Source organism: Saccharopolyspora aridisoli (genome assembly GCF_004348445.1).
Taxonomy (GTDB): domain Bacteria; phylum Actinomycetota; class Actinomycetes; order Mycobacteriales; family Pseudonocardiaceae; genus Saccharopolyspora; species Saccharopolyspora aridisoli.
The window spans coordinates 146,240-172,648 of the sequence record NZ_SMKV01000003.1; the positions used below are offsets into that span (position 1 = coordinate 146,240).

Here is a 26,409-nt window from a genome sequence, read left to right on the forward strand (position 1 = left end):
ACATGAATGCCGGGGCGGTCGACCCCTCGACCACCCCGGCATCCACGCATCAACGCCGCATCCAGGCGCCGGAATCGGCGGTGATCGGGGCCCGAACACCGCCGTGATCGGGGACCACCGGGCTCGGGAACCCAAGCGGTGCGGGGCGGAGGCGGCTGGTCACCGGGGGATTTGTGGCTGGGGTGTGGCTGTGCGCAGGGAAGTGGGCGGTGGGGTTCTTCGGCCACGTAGGCTCTTGGTGTGCTCTCCGTGGTTCCTACACCGATCACCGTTCGCGTCCCGGCGAAGGTGAACCTCCACCTCTCGGTGGGTGACGCGCGTCCGGACGGCTACCACGAACTGGTCACCGTCTTCCAGGCCCTGTCGCTGACGGATGACGTCACGGTGGTGGCGGCGGACGATCCGGCCATCGAGGTCAAGGGCGAGGGAGCGGACGAGGTCCCGACCGGCCCGGAGAACCTCGCGTGGAAGGCGGTGCGGCTGCTGGCCGAGCACTGCGGGCGCGATCCGGAGAACCCCGGCGTGCGGATCTCGATCAACAAGGGAATCCCGGTCGCCGGCGGCATGGCCGGTGGTAGCGCCGACGCCGCCGCCACGTTGCAGGCGGTCAACCAGCTCTGGCGGCTGGAACTGGGCCGCGACGAGCTCAGCGAGCTCGCCGGCAAGATCGGCAGCGATGTGCCGTTCTCGCTGCAGGGCGGCACCGCCCTGGGCACCGGGCGCGGCGAGCGGCTGGTCCCGGTCCTGGCCCGGCACACCTACCACTGGGTGATCGCGCTGGACCGCGAAGGTCTGAGCACCCCCGGCGTCTACGGCGAGCTGGACCGGCTCCGCGCGGACAACGGCAACGGCCGCATCGGCGAGGTGGAACCCCTGCTGGAGGCACTGGCCTCCGGAGATCCCCGGCAGCTCGCGCTGCTGCTGGGCAATGACCTGCAGTCCGCAGCGGTCTCGCTGCGCCCGGGCCTGCGCCGCACGCTGCGCGCGGGCGTGCAGGCCGGCGCATTGGCCGGCGTCGTCTCGGGGTCCGGCCCGACCTGCGCTTTCCTGTGCACCGACTCCGACGAGGCGGTCCGGGTCGCCGCGGAGCTCTCCGGCGCGGGTGTCTGCCGTACCGTCCGCGTCGCGCACGGCCCGGTGCCGGGGGCCAAGGTCGTCTCCGAGGAACCGGCCCACCGCCCCACCCCGCCCCAAGTCCACGCGTGATGGAGTAGTCGAGACCTCGATGGTGAACCTGGTCAACCTGGAAACGGTCAGCAAGTCCTACGGCGTGCGCCCGTTGCTGGACGGCGTGTCGCTGGGCGTGTCGGAAGGCGAGCGGATCGGCGTCGTCGGCCTCAACGGTGGCGGCAAGACGACGCTGCTGGAAGTCCTCGCCGGTTTCGCGGAACCCGACGACGGCCGGGTCTCGCAGTCCCGCGACCTCCGGATGGCCGTGGTCACCCAGCGCACCGAGCTGGACGCCGACGCCACCGTGCGCAACGCCGTCCTCGACCCGCACGGCTTCGCCGCCGAGCACGAGTGGGCCGCCGACCCGCGGGTGCGATCGGTGCTGGGTGGTCTGGGCATGACGCGGCTCGGTCTGGACACCCCGGTCAAGAACTTCTCGGGCGGGGAACGCCGCCGCGTGGCGCTGGCCGCCGCGCTGGTGCGCGACCTCGACCTGCTCGTGCTCGACGAGCCCACCAACCACCTCGACATCGAAGGTGTGCGCTGGCTGGCCGATCACCTGCTGGAACGCAAGTGCGCGCTGGTGATCGTCACGCACGACCGCTGGTTCCTCGACACCGTCTGCAACCGGACCTGGGAGGTGGTGGACGGCAAGGTCGAGCAGTACGAGGGCGGCTACGCGGACTGGATCTTCGCCCGCGCCGAACGCGCCCGCATCGCGCAGGCCACCGAGGAGCGGCGGCAGAACCTGGCCCGCAAGGAACTCGCCTGGCTGCAGCGCGGAGCGAAGGCCCGCACCTCCAAGCCGCGCTACCGCGTGGAGGCGGCCGAGGCGCTGATCTCCGACGTCCCGGAGCCGCGCGACAGCGTCGAGCTGCTGGCCTTCGCCAAGCGCCGGCTGGGCCGCACCGTGCTGGAGCTGGAGGACGTCGACCTGCGGATCGCCGACCGGGTGCTGCTGGAGAACGTGACGTGGCGGATCGGGCCCGGCGATCGGATCGGTTTGGTGGGCGTCAACGGTTCCGGCAAGACGACGCTGCTCAAGCTGCTGGCGGGGGAACGCGAACCGGACGCGGGAAAGCGCGTCGAGGGCAAGACGGTGCGGATGGCGCACCTGACGCAGGAGCTGCACGACCTGCCGGGCAACTGGCGGGTGCTGGAGGCGATCGAGGACGTCGCCAAGACGGTCACCCTGGGCAAGTACGAGCTGTCGGCCTCGCAGCTGGGGGAGCGGTTCGGGTTCGGCAAGGGCAGGCAGTGGACGCCGGTCGGCGATCTCTCCGGCGGTGAGCGCCGCCGGTTGCAGCTGGCGCGGCTGCTGATGGACGAGCCGAACGTGCTGATCCTCGACGAGCCGACGAACGACCTGGACATCGACACCCTCCAGCAGCTGGAGGACCTGCTCGACACCTGGCCGGGCACGATGATCGTGGTCTCGCACGACCGGTACCTGGTCGAGCGTGTCTGCGACAGCGTCCACGCGCTGTTCGGCGACGGGAAGCTCACCCACCTGCCCGGTGGGATCGACGAGTACCTGCAGCGGCGTCATTCGCTGCTGGCGGCGGAGAGCAGCGTCGGCAAGCAGGCCACCGACGCGCCGGAGTCGCGGGGGCTGTCGGGCGCCGAGGAGCACGCGGCCCGCAAGGAGCTCTCCCGCTTCGAGCGGCAGCTCGACAAGCTCGCCAAGCGCGAGTCCGACCTGCACGAGGAGCTCGCCGAGGCGGCCACCGAGCCCGACCGGCTGGCCAAGCTCAACGCGGATCTCCAGTCCTTGCAGCAGGAGAAGGACGACCTCGAAACCCGCTGGATGGAGCTGGCCGACCAGCTCGGGTAGTGCACGGTCGGGCGTTGAGGCGTGCCACCGGGTTCTCCAGATCGTAAGCTGCGTCACATGAGTCGGTTCGTGGAGACCTTGGTGACGTCGGCTCGGCGGAACTCCGGTGAAGGGGCTCGTGGGCTCATCACAGGAGAACCCGCGGAGCCCCAGTTCCGGAGTTGGGCGCAGGTGCACGACGCGGCGCTGCGGATGGCCGGCGGGCTGGGCGAGCAGCTCCGGCCCGGCACGGCCGTCGCGATCCTGGCCGCCGATCCCGGGCTGATCGGTCCCGCCGTGCAGGCGGTGTGGCTCGGCGGTGGCAGCGTGACGATGCTGCACCAGCCGACATCGCGCACCGACCTCGGACACTGGGCCGAGGACACCCTCAAGGTGCTGAAGATGATCGGCGCGCGGTTGGTGCTGCTCGGCCCGCCGTTCGAGCAGCTGGCGGGGGTGCTGGAGGACAACGGCATCGCCTACCGCGACCTCGCCGGTCTCGCCGCCACCGACGCAGAGCCGCTGGCCGGGCCGGTCGAGGTCGGCGAGGACGAGACCGCGCTGCTGCAGCTGACGAGCGGTTCCACCGCCGACCCGAAGGCCGTCCGGATCACCCACCGCAACCTCAACGCCAACCTGCACGCGATGGTCACCGCCGCCGAACTCGACCCACAGCGCGACGTCGCGGTGTCCTGGTTGCCGCTGTTCCACGACATGGGGATGGTCGGCTGCCTGACCGTGCCGATGGCGATCGGCATGACCACCGTCAAGATCACCCCGTCGGACTTCCTGGCCGGACCGCTGGTGTGGCCGCAGCTGATCAGCAAGTACCGCGGTACGGTCACCGCCGCGCCGAACTTCGCCTACGCCGTCGTCGGTCGCCGGCTGGCGCGCGCCGACGACGACTTCGACCTGTCGAGCCTGCGCTTCGCGCTCAACGGGTCCGAGCCGATCGATCCCGTGGCGGCGCGGACGTTCACCGATGCCGGGGAGCGCTTCGGCCTCACCCCGGACTCCATGGTGTGCGCCTTCGGCATGGCCGAGGCGACCCTCGCGGTCTCGTTCGCCCCGTTGCGGCGGGGGCTGCAGACCGATGTGGTCGACGCCGAGGGCTTGGAGAAGCGGCACGTCGCCGAGCCGGCCGATTCCGAGGAGCCGCACGCGCGCCGGTTCGCGCTGCTGGGGCACCCGCTGCCGGGACTCGAGGTCGACGTCGTCGACGACGAGGGGGAGGAGCTCGCCGACCGGCAGGTCGGGCGGCTGCGCATCCGCGGTGAGGCCGTTACCCCGGGCTACCTCACGGTGGACGGCCCGCAGAAGGTGCAGGACGCCGACGGCTGGCTGGACACCGGCGACGAGGGGTACCTGGCCGACGGCCAGGTGGTGATCTGCGGACGTCGCAAGGACGTGATCATCATGGGTGGCCGCAACATCTACCCGGTCGACATCGAGCGGGCCGCTTGCGAGGTCCCGGGCGTCCGCCCGGGCAACGCGGCGGCGGTCCGGCTGGAGGCGGGCAGCAGGCGCGAGCGCTTCGCCGTGGTGCTGGAGTCCAAGCAGGCCGGTTCGGAGGACGCGGAGAAGGCGCTGCGCAAGGAGGTCGTGTCCCGCATCGTCGACGCCGTCGGCGTCCGCCCCGCTGAGGTCGTCGTGCTCCCGCCGGGAACGCTCCCGAAGACGCCGTCGGGGAAGCTCCGCCGGTCGGCCACGGCCGACCTCGTGCCGCATCGATGATCGGCGGTTCTGTTCAGAACTGACCCGAAGCGCAACGTCGATCGACGGTTCGGGCCACAACTGCCCTCATCCCGCAACGGCGTCGGTCGAGGCCGCGGTCAGTGGAACTCGTTCTGGGCCGCTTCCAGGCCCTTCGTGACCAGCGCTTCCACCGCGTCGGCGCAGAGGTCGATGAAGTAGGCGAGCTCTTTGCGCTCGGTCCCGGAGAAGTCCTTGAGCACGTAGTCGGCGGGGTCCATCCGGCCGGGCGGGCGTCCGACGCCGAAGCGGACCCGCAGGTAGTCGCGCGTGCCCAGTGACTTGGAGATGGACCGCAGCCCGTTGTGGCCGTTCTCGCCGCCGCCCTGCTTGATCCGGATCGTGCCGTAGGGCAGGTCCAGCTCGTCGTGGATGACGATCAGCGACTCGGGTGCTGTCTTGTAGAACTTCACCGCGCCGGCGACCGGGCCGCCGGAGAGGTTCATGAACGAACGCGGCTTGACCAGCACGGACCGGGCGCCGCCCAGCCGTCCTTCGACGGCGTCCGCACCGGAGCGGTGCGACTTGAACTTGCCGCCGACACGCGCGGCCAGCTCGTCTGCGACGAGGAAGCCGATGTTGTGCCGGTTGCCCTCATAGCGCGGGCCGGGATTGCCCAGTCCGACGATCACAGAAACCGCGTCCGCAGTGGTCACGGAAGTAAGTGTCTCCCCTCGTCGAGGCAGAACCCGCGCCGACCCCTGCGGGGGACGGCGCGGGAGCGCCCGACGTCGTCAGGCTCAGGCTTCTTCCGAAACCTCGTCCTCGGCGGGCTCTTCGCCCTCGGAAGCGGAGTCCTCCTCCATCGAGGCCGAGGCCTCGGAGACGTTGACGACCATGGTCTCCGGGTCGGACACCAGGGTCGTGCCCTTGGGCAGCTCCAGGTCGGAGGCGTGCAGCTGGGTGCCGATCTCGGCGCCGTCGATCGACAGCTCGATCTGCTCCGGAATGTGCATGGCCTCGGCCTCGACCTCGACCTCGGTGAGCTCCTGGCTGACCAGGGCGCCGGAGGCGGCGTCACCGGAGACCACGATCGGGACGTTGACGACGACCTTCTCACCGCGCTTGACCAGCACCAGGTCGACGTGCTCGATGTAGCCCTTGATCGGGTGGGCGGTGATGGTCTTGGTCAGCGCGAGCTCCTTGCCGGAACCCGCGACCTCCAGCGTCAGCACCGCGTTGTGGCCGTTCTCACGGATGGCGCGGGCGAACTCGACGTTGGGCAGCGACAGGTGCTTCGGGTCGGAGCCGTGGCCGTAGAGGACCGCGGGGATCTGGCCGGCGCGACGGGTGCGGCGAGCCGCTCCCTTGCCGAACTCGTTGCGCTGCTCGACTGCGATGGTTACCTCGGACACGGTGGTGCACTCCTTGAAGACGTCGGGCGGAACGTGAGTTGTTCGCTGGCCTGCGGCGGTGGGGCGCGCTACTGGGGTGATCGACCGGTGCCGGTGGGAACGGCACCAGGAGAGTGCGCGACATCAGTGCGCCGGAGGAAATTTCGACCGACCGTCACCGTGCCACCGCGCCGATCACGCCGGGCGTACGTCCCGACCTCGCCGAGGCAACCCGAATAGTCTAAACGGTGCTTGCATAGCCGTTTTCGCACGGGTGGACACGGCGCCCGAACGGGCCGTCGCGGTGACCCTGCTAACACGCCCCTTCACCGGAATTCTTGACGGTTCAAAAATGTTGGTGACGTGTGGCCGGGGAACCGACTACCGGCCGGTGAGACCGCCCGATCGCCAGGAGTGACCCCATGACCGTCTCCCAGTCCGAGCTCGCGCTCGACGCCGAGGCCCAGGACCTGCTGTTCCGCGGGGCCCGCACCGCGAATTCCTTCAGCGACGAACCGGTGACCGACGAGCAGGTCCAGGCGATCTACGACCTCGTCAAGTGGGCCCCGACCTCGATGAACCAGCAGCCGCTGCGGATCGTGCTGCTGCGCTCGGCCGAGGCCAAGCAGCGCCTGCTGCCGCACCTGATGGAGGGCAACCGGGCCAAGACCGAGCAGGCTCCGCTGGTCGCGATCCTGGCGGCCGACACCGAGTTCCACGAGAACCTGCCGAAGGTCTTCCCGCACAAGCCCGAGGCCAAGGACATCTTCGCCGACCCGGGCTTCCGGGAGCAGAACGCGAAGCTGAACGCCACGCTGCAGGCCGGCTACTTCTTCCTCGGGGTCCGGGCCGCCGGGCTCGCCGTCGGACCGATGACCGGGCTGGACGCCGCGGGCATCAACGCCGAGTTCTTCCCGGAGGGCCACCAGCAGACCCTGGTCGTGGCCAACATCGGCAAGCCCGGCGAGAACCCCTGGTCCGACCGCCTCCCCCGACTCGACTACGACGAGGTCGTCACCACCCTCTGAGGGCAGAACAACGGCCCCGGTCCGCGAAGGACCGGGGCCGTCGTCATCCCATCCTCGAACGGCCTGTGCCGTGGACCCGCCTGAGCGGTTCGCACCGCCGCGGGTCCCTGAGCGGCTCCCTGGCGAGGACGGCCACTCCGCCGTGCATCGTGGAAACCGCCAGAGGGGCACCCGCAGTCCAGAGAGCCGCTGGAGGTTCCGTAACTCGCCCCGCTGCGCAGGTCGAGTGCGGAGAAGTGCTCGTCAGGCGCGGCCGTCGAACAGGCTCGTCACCGATCCGTCCTCGAAGACCTGGTGGATCGCTTCCGCGACGAGCGGGGCGATCGACAGGACCGTCAGGTTCGGGAACCGGCGCTCGTCCGGGATCGGCAGCGTGTTGGTCAGCACGACCTCCTTGGCGCCGCAGTTCGACAGCCGCTCCACGGCGGGGCCGGACAGCACGGCGTGGGTGGAGGCGATGATGACGTCGCTGGCACCGGCCGCGAGCAGCTGCTCAGTGGCCTTGGTGATCGTGCCGCCGGTGTCGATCATGTCGTCGACCAGCACGCACAGCCGGCCCTCGACGTCACCGACGACGCGGTTGGCGACCACCTGGTTGGGCTTGCTGGGGTCGCGCGTCTTGTGGATGAACGCCAGCGGCGTGCCGCCCAGGTCATCGGCCCACTTCTCGGCGACGCGAACGCGACCGGAGTCCGGGGAGACCACGGTGATGTTCTGGTCGGTGTAGGTCTCGCTGATGTAGTTCGCGAGCAGCTTCTGCGCCATCAGGTGGTCCACCGGACCGTCGAAGAAGCCCTGGATCTGGTCGGTGTGCAGGTCCACGACCATGATCCGGTCAGCACCGGCGGTCTTGAACAGGTCCGCCATCAGCCGCGCCGAGATCGGCTCGCGGCCCTTGTGCTTCTTGTCCTGACGGGCGTAGCCGTAGAACGGGATGACCACGGTGATGCGCTTGGCGCTGGCGCGCTTGAGCGCGTCCACCATGATCAGCTGCTCCATGATCGCGTCATTGAGCGGCGTGCAGTGCGACTGGATCACAAAGGCGTCGCAGCCACGAACGGACTCGTCGTAGCGCACGAAGATCTCGCCGTTGGCGAACTGGTACGCGGCCTGGGGCGTGACCGTCACGTCGAGCTGCTTGGCCACCTCCTCGGCAAGTTCCGGGTGGCTGCGGCCGGAGAAGAGCTTGAGGCTCTTCTTCGGGGTCGCAGACATGGCACTCACGGTCATCGTCCCTCCCCGTTCGACGTCTCTGCGTCATCGGTCGGTTCATTGCCCAAAGCCCGCTGTGCGGCCTGGTCGGCGGCGGTGCCCGGGCGGCGCTTGGCCACCCAGCCATCGATGTTTCGTTGCCTCCCGCGGGCGACCGCCATCGCGCCCGGGGGGACATCCTGGGTGATCACCGAACCGGCGGCGGTGTACGCGCCGTCGCCGATCTCCACCGGTGCGACGAACATGTTGTCCGCGCCGGTCCGTGAGTGTGATCCGATCTTGGTGTGGTGCTTGTTCACGCCGTCGTAGTTGACGAAGACGGTGGCGGCGCCGATGTTGGACTTCTCGCCGATCGTCGCGTCGCCGACGTAGCTCAGGTGCGGCACCTTGGTGCCCTCGCCGATCTCGGCGTTCTTGGTCTCGACGAAGGTGCCGATCTTGCCGTCCGCGCCCAGCGAGGTGCCGGGGCGCAGGAAGGCGAAGGGGCCGACGCTGGCGTTCGGGCCGATCTCCGCGCCTTCGCCGTGGCTGCGCACCACTGACGCGCCGGGGCGGATCGCGCAGTTCGTCAGCGTGGTGTCCGGACCGACGGTGGCGCCCTCGCCGACGGTGGTGCCCGCGCGCAGCTGCACACCCGGCTCCAGCGTCACGTCGCGGGCCAGGGTCACGTCGCAGTCCAGCCACACCGTGGCCGGGTCGATGACGGTGACGCCCTCGCGCATCCAGCGCGTCACCAGCCGGCGGTTGAGCTCAGCGCCGAGCCGGGACAGCTGCACCCGGTCGTTGACGCCTTCGACCAGCCACGTGTCCGAGCAGATCAGTGTGCCGACGGTGCGGCCGTCGCCGCGCGCGATGGACAGCACGTCGGTCAGGTAGAGCTCGCCCTGGGCGTTGTCGGTGGACAGCCGCTTGAGCGCGCCGGTGAGCACCTCGGCGTCGAAGGCGTAGACCCCGGAGTTGATCTCGGTGATCGCGGCCTGCTCGGCGGTTGCGTCCTTCTGCTCGACGATGCCGGTGACCTGACCGGAGGCGTCGCGGGTGATCCGGCCGTAGCCGGTCGGGTCAGCGACGACCGAAGTCAGCACCGTGACGGCGTTGCCGGACGCGGCGTGCTCGTCGAGCATCGCGCGCAGCGTGTCAGCGTCGAGCAGCGGCACGTCGCCGTAGCTGACCAGCACCGTTCCCGCGAGGCCGTCGGGGAGCTCGGCCAGGCCGCAGGACACGGCGTGGCCGGTCCCCAGCTGCTCCTCCTGGACGGCGGTGGTGATCGGGCGGCCGAGCGAGTCCGACACCGAGTTCAGGTGCTCGGCGACGGCATCGCGGCCGTGCCCGAGAACGACGACCAGCTGATCGGGATCGATCCCCGCGGCGGCGCGGACGGCGTGTTCGACGAGGGGCCTGCCGGCGATCCGGTGCAGCACCTTCGGTGTCGCCGATCGCATCCTGGTGCCCTCCCCGGCCGCCAGCACGACCGTGCTGACCGGTTCCGGGTGCGCAGCAGCGCGCTGGGAGGAGGGCTGGGCGTTGTCGCCCTGGAGCATCAGCGCTCTCCCTTGATCTCTAGAAGCGGCCTGCCGAGTCTGGATCCGGCGCCGGCCGACGTGCCTGTCGCGTCCAAGCGGGTGAAGGGTAACCGCACGGGTCGTCCTTCACCTTCGGCGCCCCTGCCCCTTCCGGCAGCAGCTGCGATGGTACCGCCGCTCGGCTGGACGGTGGCGGATGAAAGGGCCCCCTAGCTGGGCCAACGTGATCTTTCCCCGACCAGTTGACACGTCGCTTCAGCGTGCGTCCGGCGGGATCCACACAGCTTGATCGATCCCGGACGGCGGCTCGGCCGGGTGAGGCTCGGCGCGGTCGTTGACTCCGGAGAGTGCTGTGACGCGGTTCCCGCCGTTGCGCTTCGCCTGGTACATCGCGGCGTCGGCGCGAGCGAGGACCTGTGCGGCGGACTCCTGCGGGCGCATCGCGACCACGCCGATCGACAGCGTCACACCCCGGGACAGCTCCGGAGCCAGCCCGTCGACGGCCTCCACCGTGCGGTGCAGCGCGGCCTCGGCGGCGCTGAGCGTCGCGCCGGGCAGCAGGACCACGAACTCGTCACCGCCGTAGCGGGCCACGAAGTCGTCGGTGCGCAGCGTGTCGCGCAGGTTGCGGGCGACGGTGCGCAGCACGTCGTCGCCTTCGGCGTGCGAACAGCGGTCGTTGACGCCCTTGAAGCCGTCCAGGTCGACCAGCGCGACCGCCAGCGGCTGCACCTCCGGCGCGCCGAGCAGGGTCTCCAGCCGGTCGTCGAGCGCGCGCCGGTTGGACAGCCCGGTCAGCGGGTCCTCGCGGGCCTGCCGGGTGATCGCGTCGTGCTTGTGGCTCAGCCGCGAGTTCTCCAGGCGAGTGGCCAATGTGGACACCCGGGCCTCCCGCATCGCCCACAGCTCGGTCTCCAGCTCCAGCGCGTAGTCGCGGAGGGCGTCCCGCGGGCGGTCCGGAGCCAGCTCGGTGAGCAGTGCGAACTCCCTGGCCAGTGAGATCCGCAGGGTCGGTTCGGAGGAGTCGTGGCTGAGGGTGGTCAGCGTCTCCGACAGCACCCGCACCGCGTCGTCGCGGTGGTCGCCGCGCACCAGGCAGCGGGAGAGCGCGATCGCCATGATGATCTGCTCCCGCGGGTGCATCGAGCGGTCGAGGTGACGCATCTCCTCCAGCCGCGTGATGTGGTCGGCTGAGGGGGAAGCGAGGGCGTGCGCGGCGCCCAGCACAGGCATCTGCTCGGCGGCGGTGCGGTTGGACACGCGCGGGAACAGCGACTCCCGCCACGGGCCCTCGACGGCGACGGCGAGCGCGGAGGCGGTGGAGAACTGGCTTGCCGCCTCGTCCTGCAGTCCGACGCGTTCCAGCCGCAGTCCCCAGCCCAGCTGCATGCGGCAGCGGTTGATCATGTGCACGGCGATCTCGTGCGGCCCGCCGCTCTCGCGGATGCGCTGGTGGGCGCGGGCCATCACCTCGTCGGCCATCTCGTAGATGCCCAGCTGCGTCAGCACCAGGCCGATGTCGATCAGCGAGGTCGCCAGCAGGCGCTCCCAGGAGCGGCGGCCGAGCGTGCGGTCGGGGACCAGTTCCTCGTCGAGCATCGCGAGGCCGTGCGCGACCTCGGTCAGCGCGTTGTCCTCGGCGCCCACGAGCAGCGCGCGTCGTCCGCGCAGCGCGTGGGCGTCGGCCTGCAGCACTTCGAGGCCGTGGCGCTTGGTGTGGCTGAGCAGCTCGTCCAGCAGCTCGTCGGCGCTGTCCACCAGTTCGGCGGTGGTCAGGCGCAGGGCTGCGCAGTGCCGGAGGAGTTGGGCGACGATGCGCGGTTCACCCCGGCGCTGGGCTTCGGTGAGTAAGTTGTCGGCTTCGCGGATCGTGCTGGACTGGCCGGCCGGGGCGCTGTGCTGGCCGACTGCGTTGAGTTCGCGGGCGCGACCGACCAACCACGCGTCGGATACCTCGCCCAGCGTGGTGACCGGATCTTCGCGCACGGCGGCAGTGTCGTCGCGCAGCGGCGCACACCCCCTGTTCACCTTGTCTCCCGGGGAACCCGGGCGGTGCGCGTCGCCGCGTACCGCGTCGGGCCCAGGAGGGCTGCTCGCTCCGCCGCCAGGATTCGAACCTGGACCATCGGAACCAAAATCCGAGGTGCTGCCTTTACACCACGGCGGATTGGGCGCATTGGGCCCCTGGAACCGGGCGTTGCGCGCCGGCGCCGCAGCGTGAGCTTACCGGTCGATGACAACGGCCGGTGGCGCCCTGCCGAGATAGTCACGTGGCCGGCCGAATCCGAGTGCCGACCGTGGTTGCGCGGGGGCCGGGGACGCGGTGCCGGGCGGCAGGGCGGGGCGAGCGGCTGCCGCCGTTGGGGTCGAGGTGTCGCGGGAAGTCGGGGGCTGAGGCTCGGAAGCCCGCACGGCTGGTTCTGGGCAGGCACACCGGGGAGACGGAACGGGGCGGGCCCCGGTTGCACGGCGCGATGCGGACGATCGGGTGAACGGATAAGTCACGACATGCCCGGAAAATAGCGACACGCCGCTTTTTTCCTCTGGGGGGTGACGATTTCGCATCAAACAACCTACGCTAGCGTAAGTTACGGTCCCGTAGGGTGGAGGTGTTGCGGGACCACGACCACCCGGTGCTGACAACCGTTTAACCACCTCCCCAACGCCATTCGAGGTATTGAGCATGACCGCAGCAACCGAGCGCGTCGCCGCTCCGGGCGTCGGCGCTGAGTCCGGGCCGAAGCCCCTGACCACAGGGCCGCAAACGGCCGGACGGTCGTCATTGGTGTACGCGTTCCTCCTGATCCCGATGACCGCGCTGGTCGCTTCCGTCCCGGTCCTGTGGGGTTGGGGCATCGGCCCCGTCGACATCGCCCTGGCGGTGGCGTTCTGGCTGATCAGCGGACTGGGCGTGACCGTCGGTTTCCACCGGTACTTCACGCACGGCGCCTTCAAGGCCAACCGCGGCGTCAAGATCGCTCTGGCCATCGCGGGAATGATGTCGGTCCAGGGCCCGGTGATCACCTGGGTCGCCGACCACCGGCGGCACCACGCCTACTCCGACCGCGAGGGCGATCCGCACTCGCCTTGGCTGTTCGGCACCTCCGCCGTTGCGTTGACCAAGGGCTTCTGGCACTCCCACATGGGCTGGATGTTCAGCCGCGAGATGACCAACGAGGACCGGTTCGCGCCGGACCTGCTCAAGGACCGCGACATCGTCTGGGCCAACAAGCTGTTCCCGGTGTGGACGGCGGCGAGCCTCGTGCTGCCGGCGCTGCTCGGCGGGCTGTTCACCTGGTCGCTGTGGGGCGCGCTCACCGGGTTCTTCTGGGCCGGGCTCGTGCGCGTGTCGTTCCTGCACCACATCACGTGGTCGGTCAACTCGATCTGCCACATGATCGGTGAGCGGCCGTTCAAGAGCCGTGACAAGGCCGCCAACTTCTGGCCGCTGGCGATCCTGTCCTTCGGCGAGTCCTGGCACAACTCGCACCACGCCGACCCGACCTGCGCGCGGCACGGCGTGCTGCGCGGGCAGCTGGACATCTCGGCGCGCACGATCTGGATCTTCGAGAAGCTCGGCTGGGCCTGGAAGGTCCGCTGGCCGAACGAGAAGCGCCTCGCGCGCATCGCGGTCACCGACCACAAGGGCTGATCGCTCACGACCGGAGGTGCCCGTGCGGTGAGAACCGCGCGGGCACCTCGTTGTCTCGGGCCTGCACCTCGAACGCGGGTCCCTCACCTAGGGTGGGTCGAGTGGCAGGACGGAGACGCGGGCGGAACGCGCCCGAACCGGCGGCGCCGACGCGGGCTCCGGCTCGGACGCGCGCCCGGATGACGGGCAAAGAACGACGGCAGCAACTGCTGGACGTGGCTCGCGCGCTGTTCGCGGAGAAGGGCTTCGACGGCACCTCCATCGAGGAGATCGCCCATCGCGCCGGGGTTTCCAAGCCGGTGGTCTACGAGCACTTCGGCGGCAAGGAGGGCGTGTACGCGGTCGTCGTCGACCGCGAGATGCGCGACCTGCTGGACCTGATCGTCTCCGCCCTCGACGCCGGGCATCCGAGGGTTCTGCTGGAGCAGGCCGCGCACGCGCTGGTCGACTACATCGACGAGAACACCGACGGCTTCCGGGTCCTGGTCCGCGACTCCCCGGTGGCCAGCAGCAGCGGGACGTTCTCCAGCCTGCTCAACGACATAGCCAGTCAGGTCGAGCACATCCTCGGCCTGCAGTTCAGCGCCCGCGGCTACGACCCCAAGCTCGCACCGCTCTACAGCCAGGCCTTGGTCGGCATGGTCGCGCTCACCGGCCAGTGGTGGCTGGAGGCGCGCAAGCCGAAGAAGGAAGAGGTCGCCGCGCACCTGGTCAACCTCGCCTGGAACGGCCTCTCCCACCTGGAGCACAAGCCCAAACCGACGACCAGGTGACGAACGCTCGGCGGTGCCCGTGGCAGGGGAGCGGCTCCGTGGATCTCCCGCGCCACTGCTGATGTCTCCAACGCACGGCTTGCGGCGCACTCGCGTCGAAGTGCCTTCGTGACCGCGGTCTAGAGCGTGATTCGCAGGAGTTCGTCGCTGGTGCCGTTCGAAGTGGTGACGTAGAGGCTGCCGTCCGGTGCCTGCCGGGCGGCGCGCAGCCGGCCGTGGGTGTCGTCGAGCTCCGCCGGGATCTCCGGCGGGGACGCGGTGCCGTCGGGGTTGAGCCGGAAGATCAGGAGCTTGCTGCCCTTCAACGCCGGCACCACCAGGGCTCCGTCCAGCTCTCCCCACTGCGGACCGGTGAGGAATTCCGCGGCGCAAACCGCTTCGGTCGACGAGCCGGAGGACCACGCCGCGCGCACCGCGTCGGGGAAGCGCTGCAGATCGGTCATCGGCACCGACTCGTCGTACTCGTCGGTCGTGCCGCCCCGCGACGGGTCCCAGCCGTAGTTGCCGCCGGGTCGCAGGACGTTGACCTCGTCGTCGACGTCGGGGCCGTGCTCGGCCACGAACACCCGGCCGTCGGGGTGCAGCGCGACGCCCTGCGGGTTGCGGTGGCCGTAGGTGTAGACCAGCCGCTCGTTTGGATCGGAGGAGTCGGCGAAGGGGTTGTCCGGCATCGCCGCACCGGTGTCGATGTTCATCCGCAGGACCTTCCCGCCGAGCGAGGAGCGGTCCTGCGAGAGCGGCGCCTGAGCCGTGTCTCCCGTGCTGACCAGCAGAGATCCGTCCGCGCCGAGTTCCGGGCGGCAGCCGGAGTGCCGACCGGAGGAGTTGATCGGCAGGCCGTTGAGCAGGTCGCCGACGCGGTCCGCGCGGGAACCGTCCTCCGCCAGGCGCCAGGTGACCAGCCTGATGTCGACCGGTTTCCCGCCCTCCTGGTGCGTCTGGCAGGTGATGAAGGTGCGGTTGTTCGCGAAGTCGGGGTGCACGAGCAGGCCCATCAGCCCGCCCTCGCCCTCGGCGTGGACCGAGGCGAGATCAGCCTGCACATCGCGTGTCTGGCCGCCGCTGACCAGCGCGAACTTCCCAGGGCGCTGGCTGATCAGGGAGCTGCCGTCGGGCAGGAAACCGACGTCCCACGCGTGTTCGAGCCCGGAGGCGACAGTCTCGACCTTCAGCTGCGGTGCCGAGGCGCCTGCGGGGTCGGGGGGAGCCGTCGCGCAACCGGCGGCGACCAGGGACAGGACCAGTGCTGCGGTTCTGATGCCTGACATGAAGATCAGTGTGTCACCGATCACGTCTCCGCCAACGGGTCGTCGTGTTTCCGTCATAGCAGCGTCGTAGTCTGGGGTACCCACTCCCGGAGTGGCCGCCGCCTCTGGCCCATCTTTCGCGGGCAGAGGTGTGTCCGCATTCGCTTTTCTCCGCTGCGAGGTAGCTCCATGAGCCAGGCCGGTCCCCTGCGCGGACTGCTCGACAACGTGCTGCGCGATCCCGCCCTGCGGCGTCTGGTGGCCTCTGCGGACAGCCCGCGGCTGGTCGTGGAAGGCCCGGCCGCAGCTCGTCCGCTGACCGCCGCCGCGCTCGCCGCAGGGGCAGACCGCCCGGTCCTGCTGGTCACGGCCACCGGCCGCGAGGCGGAGGAAGCCGCGGCCGCGACCGCCGACCTGCTCGGCCCCGAGGGCGTCGAGGTCTTCCCGTCCTGGGAGACGCTGCCGCACGAGCGCCTCTCGCCGCGCGCCGACACCGTCGGCCGCAGGCTCTCCGTGCTGCGCAGGCTGGCCCACCCCGAGGAGCACCCGTGCGGGCAGGTGCGCGTGCTCGTCACCACCGTCCGCAGCCTCATCCAGCCGGTCGCGCCCGGTCTCGGTGAACTGCGCCCGGTGCGGCTGGCGGTGGGCGACGAGGTCGACTTCCAGGAGACCGTCGAACGCCTGGTGGGTCTGGCCTACGACCGCGTCGACATGGTCGAGAAGCGCGGCGAGTTCGCCGTGCGCGGCGGCATCGTGGACGTCTTCCCGCCCACCGAGGAGCACCCGCTGCGGGTGGAGTTCTGGGGCGACGAGGTCACCGAGATCCGCCCGTTCTCGGTCGCCGACCAGCGCTCCCTGCCCGAGGCCACCGACACCGACCTGACCGCGTTCGCCTGCCGCGAGCTGCTGATCACCGAGCAGGTCGCCGAGCGCGCGGGCAAGCTCGCCGAGCAGCACCAGGCCGACTCGCACCTCGCGGAGATGCTGGGAAAGATCGCTGGCGGCGCCCCGGTGGAAGGCATGGAAGCCCTCATCCCGGCGCTGTGCGAGGGCGAGATGCAGCTGCTCAGCGACCTCGTCCCGGCGGGCACGCACGTCGTCCCGGCCGATCCGGAGAAGATCCACGCCCGCGCCGCCGACCTGGTGCGCACCGGTCAGGAGTTCCTCGAAGCTTCCTGGATGGTCGCCGCCGACGGCGGCAAGGCCCCCATCGACCTGGGCGCCTCGGCCTACCGAGGTCTCGCCGAGGTCGCCGAGCACACCCGGACCATCGGCCTGCCCTGGTGGCCGCTGACCCAGCTGACCAGTGAGGAAGGCGAGGACGACGAGGTCGTCCGGCTGACGCTCAAGCAGCCCGACGCCTACCGCGGCGAGATCGAGCGCGCCTACGCCGACCTGCGCGCCCACACCACCTCGGGTGGCGCGGCGGTGCTGGTCGTGGCCGGTGCGGGCACCGCCCAGCGCGCCGTGCAGCAGTTGCGCGAAGCCGAACTCCCCGCCTCGCTGGCCGAGGACGGGCTCGCTGACGAACCCGCGCCCGGTGTGGTCACAGTGGTGCGCGGCGGGCTCGAAGACGGATTCGCAGCGCCGGAGATCGGGCTGGTGGTGCTCACCGAAGCCGATCTGACCGGCGGCAGGCACGGGACGTCCACCAAGGACATGCGCCGGATGCCCTCGCGCCGCCGCAACGCGGTGGACCCGCTAGCGCTCAAGACCGGTGACTTCGTGGTGCACGACCAGCACGGCATCGGCAAGTACGTCGAGATGGTGCAGCGCACCGTCGGTGGCGCCACCCGCGAGTACCTGGTTCTGGAGTACGCCTCCAGCAAGCGCGGCCAGCCCGGCGACCGGCTCTTCGTGCCGACTGACCAGCTCGACGAGATCACCCGCTACGTCGGTGGCGAGACGCCGGCGTTGAACAAGCTCGGCGGCTCGGACTGGAAGAACACCAAGGCCAAGGCGCGCAAGGCGGTCAAGGAGATCGCCGCTGAACTCGTGCAGCTCTACGCCGCCCGCCAGTCCTCGCCCGGCCACGCTTTCGGCGGCGACACCCCGTGGCAGCGGGAGCTGGAGGACGCCTTCCCCTACACCGAGACCGGCGACCAGCTCGCCGCGATCGACGAGGTCAAGGCCGACATGGAGCGCTCGGTGCCGATGGACCGGGTGATCTGCGGCGACGTCGGCTACGGCAAGACCGAGATCGCGGTGCGCGCGGCTTTCAAGGCGGTGCAGGACGGCAAGCAGGTCGCCGTGCTGGTGCCCACGACGCTGCTGGCGCAGCAGCACCTCAACACCTTCGCCGACCGGATGCGCTCGTTCCCGGTGACCATCAAGGGCCTGTCCCGGTTCACCGACCCGATGGAGTCCGAGCAGACGATCAAGGGCCTCGCCGACGGCGAGGTCGACATCGTCATCGGCACGCACCGCCTGCTGCAGACCGGAGTCCGCTACAAGGACCTGGGTCTGGTGATCGTCGACGAGGAGCAGCGCTTCGGCGTCGAGCACAAGGAGCACATCAAGGCGTTGCGCACGCACGTCGACGTGCTGACCATGTCGGCCACGCCGATCCCGCGAACGCTGGAGATGAGCATGGCGGGCATCCGCGAGATGTCGACCATCCTGACCCCGCCGGAGGAGCGGCACCCGGTGCTGACCTACGTCGGCGCCTACGACCCGAAGCAGGTGGGCGCGGCGATCCGCCGCGAGCTGCTGCGCGACGGCCAGGCGTTCTTCGTGCACAACCGGGTCAGCGACATCGAGAAGGCGGCCCGCCAGCTGCGCGAGCTCGTCCCGGAGGCGCGGATCGTCACCGCGCACGGGCAGATGAACGAGGAGCGGCTGGAGAAGATCATCCAGGGTTTCTGGGAGCGCGAGCACGACGTGCTGGTGTGCACCACGATCATCGAGACCGGCCTGGACATCTCCAACTCCAACACGCTGATCGTCGACCGCTCCGACATGCTCGGCCTCGCCCAGCTGCACCAGCTGCGCGGACGCGTCGGCCGGGCGCGGGAACGGGGCTACGCGTACTTCCTGTACCCGCCGGAGAAGTCGCTGACCGACACCGCGCACGACCGGCTGGCGACGATCGCGCAGAACTCCGAGCTGGGCGCCGGCATGGCGGTGGCGATGAAGGACCTGGAGATCCGCGGCGCGGGCAACATCCTCGGCGCCGAGCAGTCCGGGCACATCGCCGGTGTCGGCTTCGACCTCTACGTGCGGCTGGTGGGGGAGGCCGTGGACGCCTTCCGCAAGCACGCCGGTGCCGAGCCCGCCGAGGGCGAGGAGGAGCTCACCGACGTGCGGGTGGACCTGCCGATCGACGCGCACATCCCGCACGACTACGTGCCCGGCGAGCGGCTGCGGCTGGAGGCGTACCGGAAGCTGGCCGCGGCGGCGGGTCCGGACGACCTCGAGGCCGTGCGCGCCGAGCTCACCGACCGCTACGGGTCGCTGCCGGAGCCGGTCGAGCGTCTGCTCAAGGTCGCCCGCTTCCGGCAGGTGTGCCGCGAGCACGGCGTCCGCGAGGTGACGTTGCAAGGCACGTCGCTGCGCTTCGCGCCGTTGGAACTGCCGGATTCCAAGCAGGTTCGGCTCAAGCGCCTGTTCCCGAAGGCCGTCTACAAACCGGCGCTGCGCACCGTCTCGCTGCCACGCCCCACCGAAGGCGCGGCAGGAGGCCGCATGGGAGCACCGCAGCTGCGTGACGAAGCGCTGCTCGAATGGTGCGCCGACTTCCTGGGAACCCTCACCACTGACCCTGTTCCGGCGTGATGGGCACTCCGTGGCTGGTGTGCTTGGCGGAACCTGACACGCCTTCTGGCTCCGGGGTCCGAGCATCAACGGGGAAGCGGCGCTACGGCTGTTCCTGCCAGAAGACGTGTCAGAACTTGCGTCGGTGCCGGTCGCTTCGGTGGGCAGAAGCCCCTTCTGCGCTCGTCTGACGGTGGTTGAGCGCTCATCTGAGGGTGGCGGGAGTTCGACTTCGGACAGTGTTGTGGCTTCATCTGAGGGTTACTTCGTGAGAGGGTGCCCGCGTGACGATCTCGCTGCGCCGTGGCCGCTTGTTCGCTTCTCTCGCCGTTGCCGGTGTGCTGTTGTCTGGGTGCGGTTCCGGGCCCAACCAGGTCGGTGCCGCCGCGATCGTCGGTGACCAGCGGATTCCGGTCACCGAGGTGCAGTCCTGGTTCGCCGAGGTGCTGGCGAAGGAGCCGGAGCTCAAACCGCAGCTGCGGGAGCAGGGCCAGTACGACGAGCTCGGGCGGACGCTGGCCGGTCAGCTGGTGCGGCAGGAGCTCGTCGCGCAGGCCGCTCGGGAGAACGGGCTGACCGCCTCCGAGCAGCAGGTCACCGACATGATCAACCAGTCGGGCGGTCCGCAGGCCACCGAGGGCAAGATCTTCACGCCCGGGAACCTGCACGAGATGGCGCGCACCGAGGCGCTGGTGACCGAGCTGGGCCGCCGCTACTTCGACGGCCTGGCGGTCACCTTCGACTTCACCCAGGCCACCACCCGCGCCGAGGCCGAGCGCAAGGCCCACCAGATGGCGCGGGGCGACGCGGCCGTCCGCGACCTGATCGCCGCCGATGCCAAGGCGGGCCTCCCGGCCTCCGCGGGTCAGCAGCTGCGCGCGGTCGACAGCCCGAAGCTCGCCGCCTCCACCCCGCTGTTCAGCGCCGAGCCTGGGACGGTCCTGGCCTTCGAACCGGAACCCAAGTCCGGTCAGTGGCTGGTCGCGCTCATCCGCGACCGCGAGGCCGCACCCACGGCCACCCCGGCCGGTGGCGTGGACGACCAGACGTTGCAGGGCGTCGGCACCTACCTGCTGGGCGCCACCGCCGACCGCGTCGGCGTCACCCTCAGCCCCCGCTACGGCGTGTGGGACCCGATCGGGCTCCAGCCCGTGCCGAGCGAGGGCGAGACGACTGGCTTCCGCATCGAGCCGCACCACCACGAGGGCGCCTGAGCCGGTTCTCGGCCGGCTCGTCCCGGGTGTGGCGCACGTCGCTGAACCGCGGCCGTTCCCGGTTGGGACAATCGTCGTATGAGCGAGCTGCGGGTGGCCGGAGGTACTGCGATCGTCCTGGTGGACGACAGGCTCGGCGAGGCGTTGCCCGCGGCCGCGTTGCCGCTGGTCCGCAAGGCCGCCGCAGTCTTCGCGGGAACCGGTCTGTCGGTGGCGGCCAAGGCAGCGCTCGACGTTCCCGAAGCACCGCAGGACGTCGTCGAGCGGGCGGCGACCGCGCCGACCGTGCTGATCACCGGTGAGATCGACGCCGTCGCCGAATCGCTGCGCGCGGCGGGCGCCGCCGTCGTTCCCGCCCCCGCGCCCGCGGGGGTGGAGCTGCTGGACGCGGTCACCGTGATGGACCGGCTGCGCTCGCCGGGCGGCTGCCCGTGGGACGCCGAGCAGGACCACGACTCCTTGCGCCAGTACCTCGTCGAGGAGACCTACGAGCTGCTCGACGCGATCGCGGAGAAGGACCGCTCGGCGCTGCGCGAGGAGCTCGGGGACGTGCTGCTGCAGGTGCTCTTCCACGCCCGGGTCGCCGCCGAGGACTCCGAGGACCCGTTCGACGTCGACGCCGTGGCGGCGGGTTTGGTCAGCAAGCTCGTCAGCAGGCATCCGCACGTCTTCGCCGACGACACCACCGTGCTCGACACCGAGTCGCAGCACGCGCGCTGGGAAGAGCTCAAGCAGCAGGAGAAGCAGCGGGAGTCCATCGTGGACGGTGTTGCGCTCGGCCAGCCCGCGGTCGCGCTGGCCGCCAAGCTCACCCAGCGGGCGGACCGGGCCGGAATCCCGCTGGCCGCGATGCCTTCCGGCGAGGACACCGGTTCCGCGCTGTTCGCGCTGGCCGCCAGGGCCAAGCTGGGTGGGATCGATCCCGAGGACGCGCTGCGCGAGGTCGCCCTGCAGTTCGCGGAGCGCATCCGCGCGGCCGAACGCCGCGCCCGCGAGGCGGGCGGCACCGCCCCCACCTCCGACGACTGGCGCGAACTCCTCAGCGGTTCCGATGCGTGACCGCCGTGCGTTGGCGCTGCCGCTGCTGCTGGCCCTCGCTGCCTGCTCCCCGCAACCCGCGCCCACGTCCGAGCCGCCGTCGGCGTCGGCCCCGCCAGATCCCGGTGTCGTCCCACCGGCGGTCGAGCTGCTCGCCCCAGGGGCGTCGTCGCCGGAACGGCCGCAGGCCCAGCTGGTCGACTGGTCCGAACGGATGTCCGACGAGCTCAACATCCCCCGCGCAGCGCTGCAGGCCTACGGCTACGCGCAGCAGATGATGAGCGCCTCCGCCCCCGACTGCGGGTTGAGCTGGACGGTGCTGGCCGGCATCGGCTCGGTGGAGTCCAGCCACGGCAGGCACGGCGGTGCCCGGCTCGACGGGACCGGCAGGCCCGAACCCCGCATCATCGGTTTGCCGCTGGACGGCAGCGCCGGGGTCAAGGAGATCCGGGACACCGACGGTGGGGGTCTGGACGGGGACCCGGTGTGGGACAGGGCGGTCGGGCCGCTGCAGTTCATCCCGTCGACCTGGCGCAAGTACGAGGTCGACGCCGACGGTGACGGCGTCGCCGACCCGCAGGACCTCGACGACGCCGCGCTGACCGCCGGGCGGTACCTGTGCGCGGTCGGCCACGACCTGCGCGGCGGCGACCGGTTCTGGGCGGCGTTGCTGGACTACAACCAGTCCCGCAGCTACGGCCAGGACGTCATCGACTACGCCGACCACTACGGGAAGCTCAGCCGGTCACTGCCGGTTGAGGGGTGATTCCGGAGGGTGGTCGGTGCCCGGGAGTGCTGGAGCCGGGATCTACCTGCGAGTAGCCTGTGCGGGTGATCAGGACCTCGCCAATGGTGCTCGCGGCCCTCGGACGCCTCGTGCTGGCCGTATCGCTGCTGGCCTCGATGGTCGTCGGCGTCGCCCTGGTCAACGTACTGGGCGCCCCGCCGAAGGCACCGGTGGCCGCGCCGCCGCGACCCGAGGACCCCAAGCCCGCGCCGGTCGCGCCCGGATCGATCGCGCCACCGGTCGAGGCCCCGCAGGTGGAAACCCCGCCGCAGCCCCAGCCTGGCGTCGACCCCGTGCGTGAGTGGGCGAACCAGATCTCGGCGGTCGTCGACCTCCCGGCTCGCGCGGTCGTCTCCTACGTCAACGCGGACCTGGCTGTGCGCCAGCACCAGCCGAGCTGCCGGATCTCCTGGACCACGCTGGCCGGCATCGGCCGCATCGAGTCCAACCACGGCCGGTTCGGCAACCGGCAGCTGCGCGAGGACGGTCGCCCGTCGGTGCCGATCATCGGCATCAAGCTCGACGGCGGTCCCAACGTGCGGCTGATCCCGGACAGCGACGGGGGAACGCTGGACGGCGACGTCGAGCACGACCGGGCCGTCGGCCCGATGCAGTTCATCCCCACGACGTGGCGCAAGTGGGCCACCGACGGCAGTGGTGACGGCCGCGGCGACCCGCAGAACCTCGACGACGCGGCGGTCTCCGCCGCTCGCTACCTCTGCGCGAACGGCCGTGACATGTCCACCGGCTCCGGCTGGTGGCAGGGCGTCATGTCCTACAACAACTCCGTCGAGTACGCCCAGAAGGTCTTCGGCCTGGCCGAGAACTACGCAGCAGCAGGAAACCCCCGCCGCTGACCCCAGGACCGGGGTTCCAGTGGAACTCAGGCACGGAATTCCAGTGGAACTCGGAAGCCTGATTCCCACTGGAATCCGGTCAGCACGGGGCGGGAGGGTACTTCGCTTCGCACGGTGCGGACCCGATCAAGGGTCCGGTCAGGAGGAGCGGACGGCTATGTGGGCGTTGATCTCGCCGAGGGCTTCCTGGTAGGCCGGGTCCGGGTACATGGTGGCGGCCAGGCGGAGCTGGGCACGGGCCTCGTTGAGGCGACCTTGGCGTTGCAGCGTGCGGCCCAGGACCAGTCGCGCGTAGTGGTCGGACGGATCGATCTCCAGCACGCGCAGGAAGGCGCGCTCGGCCCGACGCAGCTGCGCCGAGAAGTAGTACGCCCGCCCCAGGAGCAGCTGCACGCTGGGCTTGTCGGGAGCGACGTCGACAACGGGTTCGAGGACTTGGAGGGCTTCCAGCGGGCGGCGCTGCGCGAGCAGTTCCTCCGCTCGCCGGAACGCTTCGACGGTGCCTTCGTTCGTCATGGCGCGGACAACGTTAATCCGCGATCGGCTGTTCCGAGACCACCGACCGGATGGTCTTGTGGTGACGCAGAGGTGTCGAGCGTCCCACGTCGAGCCGACTTCGCGGTGCCGTGACCTCGCCGAAGGCGAACGGCGGACGAACACCGGGTGTGGAGGTCGAGCGGCGCAGATCACGGCATCGCGAGTCTGCGGCGAGCGCTGCGCCCGCCCGGTTAGGCTCGTAGTCGGTTGTCGGGGCGGACAGCCGGTTCGCGGCGTGCGGGAACGTCGTGTCGGTTGCTCCCGTCCTATGAGTCCAAGCTGGTTAGGAGCACACGTGGCGATCATCGAACAGGTCGGCGCCCGCGAGATCCTCGATTCGCGCGGTAATCCCACCGTCGAGGTCGAAGTGGCATTGGAGGACGGCACGCTCAGTCGCGCCGCGGTCCCCTCGGGCGCCTCGACCGGCGAACACGAGGCCGTCGAGTTGCGCGACGGCGACGCCGGCCGCTACGGCGGCAAGGGCGTGGAGAACGCCGTCTCGGCCGTGTTGGACGAGATCGGACCCGCACTGACCGGTCTGGACGCCACCGAGCAGCGCGTGGTCGACCAGAAGCTGGTGGACCTCGACGGCACCCCGGACAAGTCGCGACTGGGGGCCAACGCGATCCTCGGCGTCTCGCTGGCGGTGGCCAAGGCCGCCGCGGAGGCGTCCGAGCTGGAGCTGTTCCGCTACATCGGCGGCCCGAACGCGCACGTGCTGCCGGTGCCGATGATGAACATCCTCAACGGTGGTGCCCACGCCGACACCGGTGTGGACATCCAGGAGTTCATGATCGCGCCGATCGGTGCGGACACCTTCGCCGACGCGCTGCGCTGGGGCGCGGAGACCTACCACGCGCTGAAGTCGGTCCTGAAGTCCAAGGGCCTGCCCACCGGTCTGGGAGACGAGGGCGGTTTCGCCCCCGACCTGCCCAACAACCGCGAGGCGCTGGACCTGATCGCCTCGGCGATCGAGAAGGCCGGCTACAAGCTGGGCCGCGACATCGTGCTGGCCCTCGACGTGGCTGCCACGGAGTTCTTCACCGAGGGCACCTACAACTTCGAGGGCACCAAGCGCACCGCCGACCAGATGGCGGAGTACTACCAGGAGCTCGTCTCGGCCTACCCGTTGGTGTCCATCGAGGACCCGCTGGGCGAGGACGACTGGGACGGCTGGGTCAAGCTGACCAAGCAGGTCGGCGACAAGGTGCAGCTGGTCGGCGACGACCTGTTCGTCACCAACCCGGAGCGCTTGGAGGACGGCATCAACAAGGGCGCCGCCAACGCGCTGCTGGTGAAGGTCAACCAGATCGGCACGCTCTCGGAGACCCTGGACGCGGTCAGCCTGGCCACTTCGTGCGGCTACAAGAGCATGATGAGCCACCGCTCCGGCGAGACCGAGGACACCACGATCGCCGACCTGGCGGTGGCCACCGGCTGCGGTCAGATCAAGACCGGTGCTCCGGCGCGGAGCGAGCGGGTTGCCAAGTACAACCAGCTGCTGCGCATCGAGGAGGGCCTCGGCGACGCCGCTCGCTACGCGGGTGAGCTGGCGTTCCCGCGGTTCAACGCGGAGAGCTGAGCCATGCCGGCCGGGCGCGCATCGAATCCGCAGGGGCGCGGCGAGCGGGACGTCCCGCCGTCGCGCCGGCAGGTGCGCGCCCGCCGGGACTCGGCTCAACGCAAGGCGACCGGAACCAGCTCGGTTCGGGGCACCCCGAAGCGGCGCCCGGCGAGCAGCGCGAAGTCCAGCACCGGGGGCGCGTTCAAGCTCTCCTCGACGCGTCGCGCGGCGGTGCTGGCGCTGATCGTGTGCGTGATGGCGCTGAGCGTCGCGGTGCCGCTGCGCACCTACCTCAGCCAGCGCGACGAGCTCGCCGCGCAGGAGACGCAGCGCGTCGAGCTGGAGATCCAGGTGCGCGAGCTGGAACAGCGCAAGCAGGAGCTCTCCGATCCCGCCCAGGTCGAGGCGGAGGCGCGGGCGCGGCTCGGCTACGTCCGGCCGGGCGAGACGCCCTACATCGTGGAGGTCCCGCAGGCTCCGGCCCCGCCGCCTCCGCGGGCACCGGGTGACGACGGAGTGCCGTGGTACGAGGAGATGTGGAACTCGGTGTTGGGGAAGGAATCGTGACGGTGGTGGATACGTCGCTGGTCAGCGAGGCGGACCGGGAGTGCGTCCGGAGTCAGCTCGGACGGCCGCCCCGGGGGCTGCACGCGATCGCGGCACGTGACGCCTCCGGTGAGCCGACGGTCGTGCAGACCTGGCCCCGCCTGGAGGACGGCACCCCGTTCCCGACGCTGTACTACTTGACGGCGCCGGACCTGACGGCCCACGCCTCGACGTTCGAGGCGGAGGGCCTGATGAAGGAGATGGCCGAGCGGCTGGAGACCGATGAGGACTTGGCTGCCCGCTACCGCGCGGCCCACGAGTCCTACCTGGCCGAGCGCAACGCCTTGCAGTCGCTGGGCACAGACGTCAGCGCCGGCGGCATGCCGGACCGCGTGAAGTGCCTGCACGTCCACATCGCGCACTCCTTGGCGAAGGGGCCAGGGGTGAACCCGTTCGGCGACGAGGCCGTCGACCTCATCGCCGAACGCTGGCCCGAGCACCGCTACCTGCTCAACCGCTGAGGTCCTTCCCGCGGTGTGGAGCCCGGGTTCCGCCGAGGGCTGTCTTGGTCGTCCTCTCCATCGGACCAGCTCGAACCAAGCCGAGTTC

At 70.4% G+C, this 26,409-nt stretch carries 21 protein-coding genes and 1 tRNA gene; 14 read left to right on the forward strand and 8 right to left on the reverse strand.

All coding sequences use genetic code 11. The annotated features are described in order from the left end of the window. Positions 1 to 249 precede the first annotated feature (249 nt). The 3 genes from E1161_RS03470 to E1161_RS03480 are packed head-to-tail and all read left to right on the forward strand — an operon-like array spanning position 250 to position 4,717. A complete protein-coding gene (locus E1161_RS03470) occupies positions 250 to 1,206 on the forward strand; it encodes a 4-(cytidine 5'-diphospho)-2-C-methyl-D-erythritol kinase (RefSeq protein WP_207920084.1) in 957 nt (318 codons plus the stop codon). Between the two features lie 19 nt (positions 1,207 to 1,225). Beyond that, positions 1,226 to 3,004, forward strand: a complete 1,779-nt coding sequence (locus E1161_RS03475; protein ID WP_132619472.1) for an ABC-F family ATP-binding cassette domain-containing protein — start codon at positions 1,226 to 1,228, stop codon at positions 3,002 to 3,004. A 57-nt stretch (positions 3,005 to 3,061) separates the two neighbouring features. Beyond that, positions 3,062 to 4,717 (forward strand): fatty acyl-AMP ligase, encoded by a 1,656-nt coding sequence (locus tag E1161_RS03480; protein WP_132619474.1) that lies wholly within the window; start codon positions 3,062 to 3,064, stop codon positions 4,715 to 4,717. 98 nt (positions 4,718 to 4,815) lie between these two features. Here E1161_RS03480 and pth read toward each other — a convergent pair whose 3' ends face one another. Then, the gene (gene pth / locus E1161_RS03485; protein WP_132619476.1) at positions 4,816 to 5,391 is read right to left on the reverse strand and encodes an aminoacyl-tRNA hydrolase; all 576 of its coding nucleotides are present in this window, start codon (positions 5,389 to 5,391) and stop codon (positions 4,816 to 4,818) included. 84 nt (positions 5,392 to 5,475) lie between these two features. Next, positions 5,476 to 6,090: a 50S ribosomal protein L25/general stress protein Ctc gene (locus E1161_RS03490; protein ID WP_132619478.1), complete on the reverse strand. Its 615-nt coding sequence runs from the start codon at positions 6,088 to 6,090 to the stop codon at positions 5,476 to 5,478. A gap of 401 nt (positions 6,091 to 6,491) precedes the next feature. Between E1161_RS03490 and E1161_RS03495 the strand changes: the two genes are divergently transcribed. Continuing rightward, positions 6,492 to 7,097 carry a malonic semialdehyde reductase gene (locus E1161_RS03495; protein WP_132619480.1) on the forward strand — a complete coding sequence of 202 codons (606 nt, stop codon included), beginning with the start codon at positions 6,492 to 6,494 and terminating at the stop codon, positions 7,095 to 7,097. A 243-nt stretch (positions 7,098 to 7,340) separates the two neighbouring features. Here E1161_RS03495 and E1161_RS03500 read toward each other — a convergent pair whose 3' ends face one another. The 4 genes from E1161_RS03500 to E1161_RS03515 all read right to left on the reverse strand — a co-directional run bounded on the left by E1161_RS03500 (position 7,341) and on the right by E1161_RS03515 (position 11,999). Next, positions 7,341 to 8,312: a ribose-phosphate diphosphokinase gene (locus E1161_RS03500; protein WP_235874753.1), complete on the reverse strand. Its 972-nt coding sequence runs from the start codon at positions 8,310 to 8,312 to the stop codon at positions 7,341 to 7,343. An 11-nt stretch (positions 8,313 to 8,323) separates the two neighbouring features. Then, a complete protein-coding gene (glmU, locus tag E1161_RS03505; protein ID WP_132619484.1) occupies positions 8,324 to 9,850 on the reverse strand; it encodes a bifunctional UDP-N-acetylglucosamine diphosphorylase/glucosamine-1-phosphate N-acetyltransferase GlmU in 1,527 nt (508 codons plus the stop codon). 237 nt (positions 9,851 to 10,087) lie between these two features. Beyond that, positions 10,088 to 11,818: a GGDEF domain-containing protein gene (locus tag E1161_RS03510; protein WP_132619486.1), complete on the reverse strand. Its 1,731-nt coding sequence runs from the start codon at positions 11,816 to 11,818 to the stop codon at positions 10,088 to 10,090. Between the two features lie 110 nt (positions 11,819 to 11,928). Continuing rightward, a tRNA-Gln gene (locus E1161_RS03515) sits at positions 11,929 to 11,999 on the reverse strand. Between the two features lie 516 nt (positions 12,000 to 12,515). Here E1161_RS03515 and E1161_RS03520 point away from each other — a divergent pair. Together E1161_RS03520 and E1161_RS03525 are read left to right on the forward strand one after the other, a co-directional pair. Beyond that, the gene (locus E1161_RS03520; protein ID WP_132619488.1) at positions 12,516 to 13,484 is read left to right on the forward strand and encodes an acyl-CoA desaturase; all 969 of its coding nucleotides are present in this window, start codon (positions 12,516 to 12,518) and stop codon (positions 13,482 to 13,484) included. A gap of 179 nt (positions 13,485 to 13,663) precedes the next feature. Continuing rightward, positions 13,664 to 14,257 carry a TetR/AcrR family transcriptional regulator gene (locus tag E1161_RS03525; protein WP_207920070.1) on the forward strand — a complete coding sequence of 198 codons (594 nt, stop codon included), beginning with the start codon at positions 13,664 to 13,666 and terminating at the stop codon, positions 14,255 to 14,257. 119 nt (positions 14,258 to 14,376) lie between these two features. Here the strand turns inward: E1161_RS03525 and E1161_RS03530 are convergent, their stop codons facing one another. Beyond that, the gene (locus E1161_RS03530) at positions 14,377 to 15,525 is read right to left on the reverse strand and encodes a PQQ-dependent sugar dehydrogenase (protein WP_132619492.1); all 1,149 of its coding nucleotides are present in this window, start codon (positions 15,523 to 15,525) and stop codon (positions 14,377 to 14,379) included. A 168-nt stretch (positions 15,526 to 15,693) separates the two neighbouring features. Here E1161_RS03530 and mfd point away from each other — a divergent pair, with 168 nt between their 5' ends. The 5 genes from mfd to E1161_RS03555 all read left to right on the forward strand — a co-directional run bounded on the left by mfd (position 15,694) and on the right by E1161_RS03555 (position 23,153). Continuing rightward, entirely contained in the window at positions 15,694 to 19,278 is a 3,585-nt protein-coding gene (gene mfd, locus E1161_RS03535; protein WP_132619494.1) for a transcription-repair coupling factor, read from the forward strand. A gap of 263 nt (positions 19,279 to 19,541) precedes the next feature. Continuing rightward, a complete protein-coding gene (locus E1161_RS03540; protein WP_235874754.1) occupies positions 19,542 to 20,471 on the forward strand; it encodes a SurA N-terminal domain-containing protein in 930 nt (309 codons plus the stop codon). A 78-nt stretch (positions 20,472 to 20,549) separates the two neighbouring features. Further along, positions 20,550 to 21,530: a MazG family protein gene (locus E1161_RS03545; protein WP_132619496.1), complete on the forward strand. Its 981-nt coding sequence runs from the start codon at positions 20,550 to 20,552 to the stop codon at positions 21,528 to 21,530. Then, positions 21,523 to 22,275, forward strand: a complete 753-nt coding sequence (locus tag E1161_RS03550; protein ID WP_132619498.1) for a lytic transglycosylase domain-containing protein — start codon at positions 21,523 to 21,525, stop codon at positions 22,273 to 22,275. Before E1161_RS03545 ends, E1161_RS03550 begins: the two co-directional genes overlap by 8 nt. Positions 22,276 to 22,340: 65 nt before the next feature. Beyond that, positions 22,341 to 23,153: a lytic transglycosylase domain-containing protein gene (locus E1161_RS03555; protein WP_235874755.1), complete on the forward strand. Its 813-nt coding sequence runs from the start codon at positions 22,341 to 22,343 to the stop codon at positions 23,151 to 23,153. 138 nt (positions 23,154 to 23,291) lie between these two features. On the opposite strand, the gene E1161_RS03560 is transcribed toward E1161_RS03555, so the two are convergent. Continuing rightward, positions 23,292 to 23,669 (reverse strand): tetratricopeptide repeat protein, encoded by a 378-nt coding sequence (locus E1161_RS03560; RefSeq protein ID WP_132619502.1) that lies wholly within the window; start codon positions 23,667 to 23,669, stop codon positions 23,292 to 23,294. Between the two features lie 316 nt (positions 23,670 to 23,985). Between E1161_RS03560 and eno the strand changes: the two genes are divergently transcribed. Genes eno through E1161_RS03575 form a run of 3 tightly spaced genes read left to right on the forward strand, consistent with a single transcriptional unit; the run spans position 23,986 to position 26,321 of the window. Beyond that, complete coding sequence (eno, locus tag E1161_RS03565) at positions 23,986 to 25,272, forward strand: phosphopyruvate hydratase (protein WP_132619504.1); 1,287 nt, start codon at positions 23,986 to 23,988, stop codon at positions 25,270 to 25,272. Between the two features lie 3 nt (positions 25,273 to 25,275). Continuing rightward, on the forward strand, positions 25,276 to 25,821 hold the full coding sequence (locus tag E1161_RS03570) for an FtsB family cell division protein (protein WP_207920071.1): 546 nt from the start codon (positions 25,276 to 25,278) through the stop codon (positions 25,819 to 25,821). A gap of 5 nt (positions 25,822 to 25,826) precedes the next feature. Further along, on the forward strand, positions 25,827 to 26,321 hold the full coding sequence (locus tag E1161_RS03575) for a DUF501 domain-containing protein (RefSeq protein WP_132619707.1): 495 nt from the start codon (positions 25,827 to 25,829) through the stop codon (positions 26,319 to 26,321). Positions 26,322 to 26,409 lie beyond the last annotated feature (88 nt).